Below are 5,101 nucleotides of genomic sequence, written 5' to 3' on the forward strand. Positions count from 1 at the left end.
AGAAAGTCCTGAATGATCCTGATTTTATAAACGGCAGTTTTAACACCAGTTTCCTTGATAAGTATAACAATAAATAAAAGCAGAGTTCACGAGAAAAATGGAGTAATGGAGTGATGTATTCTTTTTTTCCCAATACTCCAACACTTCACTCCAAATTATAGCTCTGTGTCCTCTGTGGCGAAAAAAGTTTTTTTGCAGTAAGATTAATTTTGGATAAATTATTTACAAAAAAAAGGGCGTTATACCTGATAACAGACAGAATCGTATCAGGGCTAAGTCATGTGGAGATGGCAGAGCGTGCAATAGCAGGCGGCGCAAAGATAATCCAGATGAGGGAGAAATTGATGTCCAGGAGAGACATCTATGAAGAGGCAACAGCCCTGAGAAAAATAACTGCTATGCATGATGTATTGTTTATTGTAAATGATTATGTTGATGTTGCCTTTGCAGTTGATGCCGACGGTGTCCACCTTGGGCAGGATGACATGCCCCTTAAAGAAGCACGTAAAATACTCGGCCCTGAAAAGATTATAGGTATCTCAACCCACAACCTTAATGAGGCACTTAAAGCAGAAGATGATGGGGCAGATTATATTGGTTTTGGCCCGATATTTCATACAAAGACAAAGGACGCTGGTCCACCAAAGGGACTTGAAGCACTGCGAAGATTAAGGCCACATATAAATATCCCAATAGTTGCAGTTGGTGGCATTACCATGGACAGTGTTAAAGCTGTAATGGAGGCCGGTGCTGATGCAGTTGCCCTTGCCTCGGGTATTTTTTCAACTCCTGATATTGAAGGAAAAACGAGAGAGATTTTAAGTGTAATAAAAAATAAGCCACAGAGTTCACAGAGGACACAGAGAGTTAGAGGAGGTAAATTATGAACCCCAAGCTTTATAAATTTTTTCTACCATTGTTGCTGATACTGAGTCTTTCATTTTTCTCAGGGTGTCCCCAAAAAACTGATGTAATAAAAATAGGCATTGCAGGTCCTATGACTGGACCACAGGGAAAGATGGGCATGGATTTCAGAAATGCGGTCATCATTGCTATTGAGGAGTGGAATGAAAAAGGCGGTGTTTTAGGGAAAAAAATTGACTTCCTCATCGGCGATGATCAGGCTGATCCAAAACAGGCAGTTGCCGTTGCAAACAGACATGTTACTATGGGAGCGGTTGGTACTATAGGCCACTTCAATTCGAGTTGTTCCATACCTGCTTCTGATGTATATAACAGGTCAGGCATACCGATGATAAGCCCTGCATCAACAAATCCATTATTAACAGAAAGAGGATATATCGGAGTTTTCAGGGTGTGCGGGAGGGATGACCAGCAGGGCATGGTTGCAGTAGATTTTGTCTTGAGACAACTCAGACTCAAAAAAATTGCCATCATCCATGACAAGACAACTTATGGTCAGGGTCTTGCCGATGAGTTTAAGAGATTTCTCGGCAATAAGGTTGGGGTCGTCTATTATGGTGGTATTGTGCAGGGAGATAAGGATTTCAAAATGGTTTTGACTTCAATTAAAGATAAAAAACCCGAGCTTATCTTCTTTGGCGGGATATATCCAGAGGCCGGACTTCTTGTAAAGCAATCGAGGGAGATAGGATTAACAGTCCCATTTATGAGTGGAGATGGTGTTATAGACCCAAACTTTATAAGTATTGCTGGTGCCAGGGCTGCTGAAGGCACTTATTTAACATTTAGCCCTGACCCAAAGCATATCCCGACAGCAAAGGCATTTATAGAAAAATACCAGCAGAGATTTGGCGAGCTTGGCCCTTATTCTATTTATGCATATGATGCGACAAATATACTGCTGACAGCTATAAAAGAAGCTGGAACAACTGATGGAAAAGCTATCATTGAAAAACTCCATGCAATGGAATTCAGTGGTGCCCTCGGTAAAATAAAATTTGACAAAAAAGGCGATGTCACTGCTGCACCTTATGTTGTGTGGATTACCAAAGACGGTAAGTTTGTAGAATACTGGAAACCTTAAATAATACAAACGCGAGGAATTGAAAAGTCTCAACACAGAGAACAGGCACAGAGACACAGAGATATAAATTGGGAAATGAGAAATAGGAAATGGGAAGTAGGGGCGGGGTTACCCCGCCCCTACTCGGTGCCTCTGTTTCTCTGTGGTTTAAGTAGCTTTGCAAGAGGCTCGAGTGAAAAAGATTACACCTGCCATAGTTGGTTTTTTCCTTCTTGGTCTTGCTAATCCAGCCGCCGAAAGCAATGATCATGCCTCCAGAAGGGAAAAGATGGTAAAGGAACAGCTTGAGCACAGGGGTATAAAGGACAGAAATGTCCTCGATGCCATGCTAAAGATACAGAGGCACCTCTTTGTCTCAAAAGACCTTGAGAAAAAAGCATACGGCGACTATCCGCTACCAATAGGAGAAGGCCAGACCATATCCCAGCCCTATGTTGTAGCCCTTATGACAGAGGGATTAAAACTTAAACCCACTGACAGGGTACTTGAGATAGGCACAGGTTCAGGTTATCAGGCAGCGGTTCTTGCAGAGCTTGTGAAAGAGGTCTATACAATCGAGATAAGAAAGGGCATTGCAGAGAAGTCAGAAGAATTACTGAAAAAACTCGGGTATAAGAATATCAAAGTTAAATATGCTGACGGCTATTTTGGGTGGCAAGAATATGCGCCTTTTGATGCAATAATCATAACTGCAGCGGCAAACCATATCCCTCCGCCATTAATCAAACAATTAAAAGAAGGCGGCAGGTTAATTATCCCCCTCGGAAGCACAGTGTACTATCAGACCCTTACCCTCGCAACAAAGAAAAAAGGTGAGCTTGATGTTACTCAGATGGGCCCGGTTGCCTTTGTGCCTATGATTGGAGAGGCAGAGAAAAGAAGATAGGTCGTTGCCCCGACACTTCGGGGTAACTGAGGTGTCATCTGTGCGGCTCGATTATGACTTTAATTGACTCATCTGCTTTTGCAACAAGCCTGAAACCTTCTCCTGCCTCAGAAAGGCTTAATCTGTGAGTAATCATCTCATTAACATTCACCCTTCCATTGCTTATCAGGTCTATTGCCATCTGAATGTCCGCAGGGCTTGCACCGTAAGAGGTTATTAGCTTTATCTCATTGCGCCAGAGGTCATTCATAGGGACAGGGATGTTAACACCCGGCTCTGGCACTGCAAAGAACAACACTGTTCCTCCCCTGTCAACAGACCGAAGCGCCTGAAGCATGGCAGGCATGGCCCCTGTGCAGATTATCACAAGGTCTGCATGCCTGTTCTTATTTGCCCTGAGCAAAAGAGCAGGCACATCTCCTCTGGCATTTATCACTGTATCAGCCCCAAACTTTTTTGCTGCATTCAAGCGATATTCGTTTATATCTGTCGCAATTATACGCCCTGCACCGAGGCATCGGGCAAGGTGGATATGGAGCAGTCCAGAAATGCCGCTTCCCATGATAAGAATGCTCTGCCCGGGCTGTATGTTTGCAAGCCTCTGACTCCTTAAAACACACGCCAGCGGTTCTATAAATGTCCCCTCGCTAAAAGTTACGTTGTCCGGAAGGACGAAAACGCCGCGGTCAACGTTTATCTTCGGCACACGTATGTATTCTGAAAATCCACCAGGATCAAAATTCGTCTTATGAAGAGTATCACATGCTGTATGATGACCATTAAGGCAGTATCTGCATGTATTGCATGGGACATGGTGAGACACAAAAACCCTGTCTCCTTTTTTATATTGCTCTACGCCACCTCCTATTTCAACAACCTCACCTGAAATCTCATGGCCTAGCACAATGGGCGCCATTTTTACTCGATACCACTCCATCACATCACTACCACAGATGCCACTTGCCATAACCTTTACCACCATCTCCCCCGCTTTAATAACAGGGGTTGGCATTTCCTCTATACGCACATCCATGTTGTTATAGTAGACTGCCACACGCATATTCTTTACTTCTTTTTCTCACCTTCGTATATCTTGTTTGCCTCTTTTGCTGTTGCCTTTTCATGGATAACGGCGCGGATAGCCTTGATCATGGCTACAGGGTGTTCATTCTGCCAGATGTTTCTTCCAAGATTGACACCAATGGCACCCTTCTGCATTCCGTCATAAACAAATTCCAGCGCCTGAAGTTCTGTGTCAACTTTTGGTCCGCCTGCTATAACAACAGGGACAGGGCAACTATTTACCACCTTCTCAAAATTCTCACACCAGTATGTCTTTACAACCTTTGCACCAAGTTCAGCAGCAATTCTGCAGCATAAGGCAAGGTAACGGGCATCACGCTTTTCCAATTCCTTACCAACTGCAGTAACCGCCATTACCGGAATGCCATACTCTTCAGCCTCATCCACAAGTCTTGATAAATTTAGTAGCGTCTGATGTTCATAATCACTCCCCACAAAGATAGACATACCAACAGCAGAGGCATTGAGTCTAGTTGCCTCTTTTATAGAGGTAGTGATGCCCTCATTTGCCAGGTCTTTTCCCACAATGCTTGTTCCTCCAGATACCCTTAAAATAATGGGCACACTGTTGTTAGGTTCCACACATGAACGTAATACCCCTCTGGTAACAAAAAGGGCATCGCAGTATGGAAGAAGGGGTTTTATAGTCTCCCCTGGTTTCTCTAATTTTGATGTAGGGCCAAGAAAATATCCATGGTCAATAGGTAAAAATAAGCATTTACCATCTGATTTGATTATCTGCGATAAACGATTTTTCATTCCCCAATCCATGTAATAATACCTCCTTTGTAATCTGTTATTTGATAACTCGGAGGCTATTATATCACAATATATTACTGTCCGCTTAAAATAGGAAATTTATTCTGGACTCATGGCAAGCAAAGTAGTAAAATTGTGGGCAGGAAAAAATTGTTGTAATGGGGCTTATAAATGTCTGAGAAGAAATCAACATACGAACTTTTAAGAGAGCACAATATTTTCCCCCCTCCAGGGGATTTTCAGAAAAAGGCGCATATAAAAGATCCGTCAGAATACGAAAGGCTTTATAAACAATCTTTTGAAGAACCCGAAAAATTCTGGGCTAATATGGCAGAAGACATCACCTGGTTTAAAAAATGGGATAA

General features: G+C 42.9%; 6 protein-coding genes. 4 read left to right on the forward strand and 2 right to left on the reverse strand.

The genetic code is table 11. From position 1 onward, the window contains the following. The first annotated feature begins 209 nt into the window (after nucleotides 1–209). The 3 genes from thiE to HZC12_02565 all read left to right on the forward strand — a co-directional run bounded on the left by thiE (nucleotide 210) and on the right by HZC12_02565 (nucleotide 2,894). A complete protein-coding gene (thiE, locus tag HZC12_02555; protein ID MBI5025610.1) occupies nucleotides 210–887 on the forward strand; it encodes a thiamine phosphate synthase in 678 nt (225 codons plus the stop codon). Then, complete coding sequence (locus HZC12_02560; GenBank protein ID MBI5025611.1) at nucleotides 884–2,008, forward strand: branched-chain amino acid ABC transporter substrate-binding protein; 1,125 nt, start codon at nucleotides 884–886, stop codon at nucleotides 2,006–2,008. The genes thiE and HZC12_02560 overlap by 4 nt, the downstream gene beginning before the upstream one ends. 268 nt (nucleotides 2,009–2,276) lie before the next feature. Beyond that, nucleotides 2,277–2,894, forward strand: coding sequence for a protein-L-isoaspartate(D-aspartate) O-methyltransferase (locus HZC12_02565; GenBank protein ID MBI5025612.1), 618 nt, complete (start codon nucleotides 2,277–2,279; stop codon nucleotides 2,892–2,894). 34 nt (nucleotides 2,895–2,928) lie between these two features. On the opposite strand, the gene HZC12_02570 is transcribed toward HZC12_02565, so the two are convergent. Together HZC12_02570 and lsrF are read right to left on the reverse strand one after the other, a co-directional pair. Beyond that, entirely contained in the window at nucleotides 2,929–3,954 is a 1,026-nt protein-coding gene (locus HZC12_02570) for an alcohol dehydrogenase catalytic domain-containing protein (protein MBI5025613.1), read from the reverse strand. A gap of 5 nt (nucleotides 3,955–3,959) precedes the next feature. Next, complete coding sequence (gene lsrF / locus HZC12_02575; protein MBI5025614.1) at nucleotides 3,960–4,748, reverse strand: 3-hydroxy-5-phosphonooxypentane-2,4-dione thiolase; 789 nt, start codon at nucleotides 4,746–4,748, stop codon at nucleotides 3,960–3,962. 159 nt (nucleotides 4,749–4,907) lie between these two features. On the opposite strand from lsrF, the gene HZC12_02580 reads away from it, so the two are divergent. Continuing rightward, on the forward strand, nucleotides 4,908–5,101 hold a 194-nt coding region (locus HZC12_02580; protein MBI5025615.1), incomplete at its 3' end, for a hypothetical protein.

This window comes from Nitrospirota bacterium, assembly GCA_016214385.1.
GTDB lineage: Bacteria > Nitrospirota > Thermodesulfovibrionia > UBA6902 > JACROP01 > JACROP01.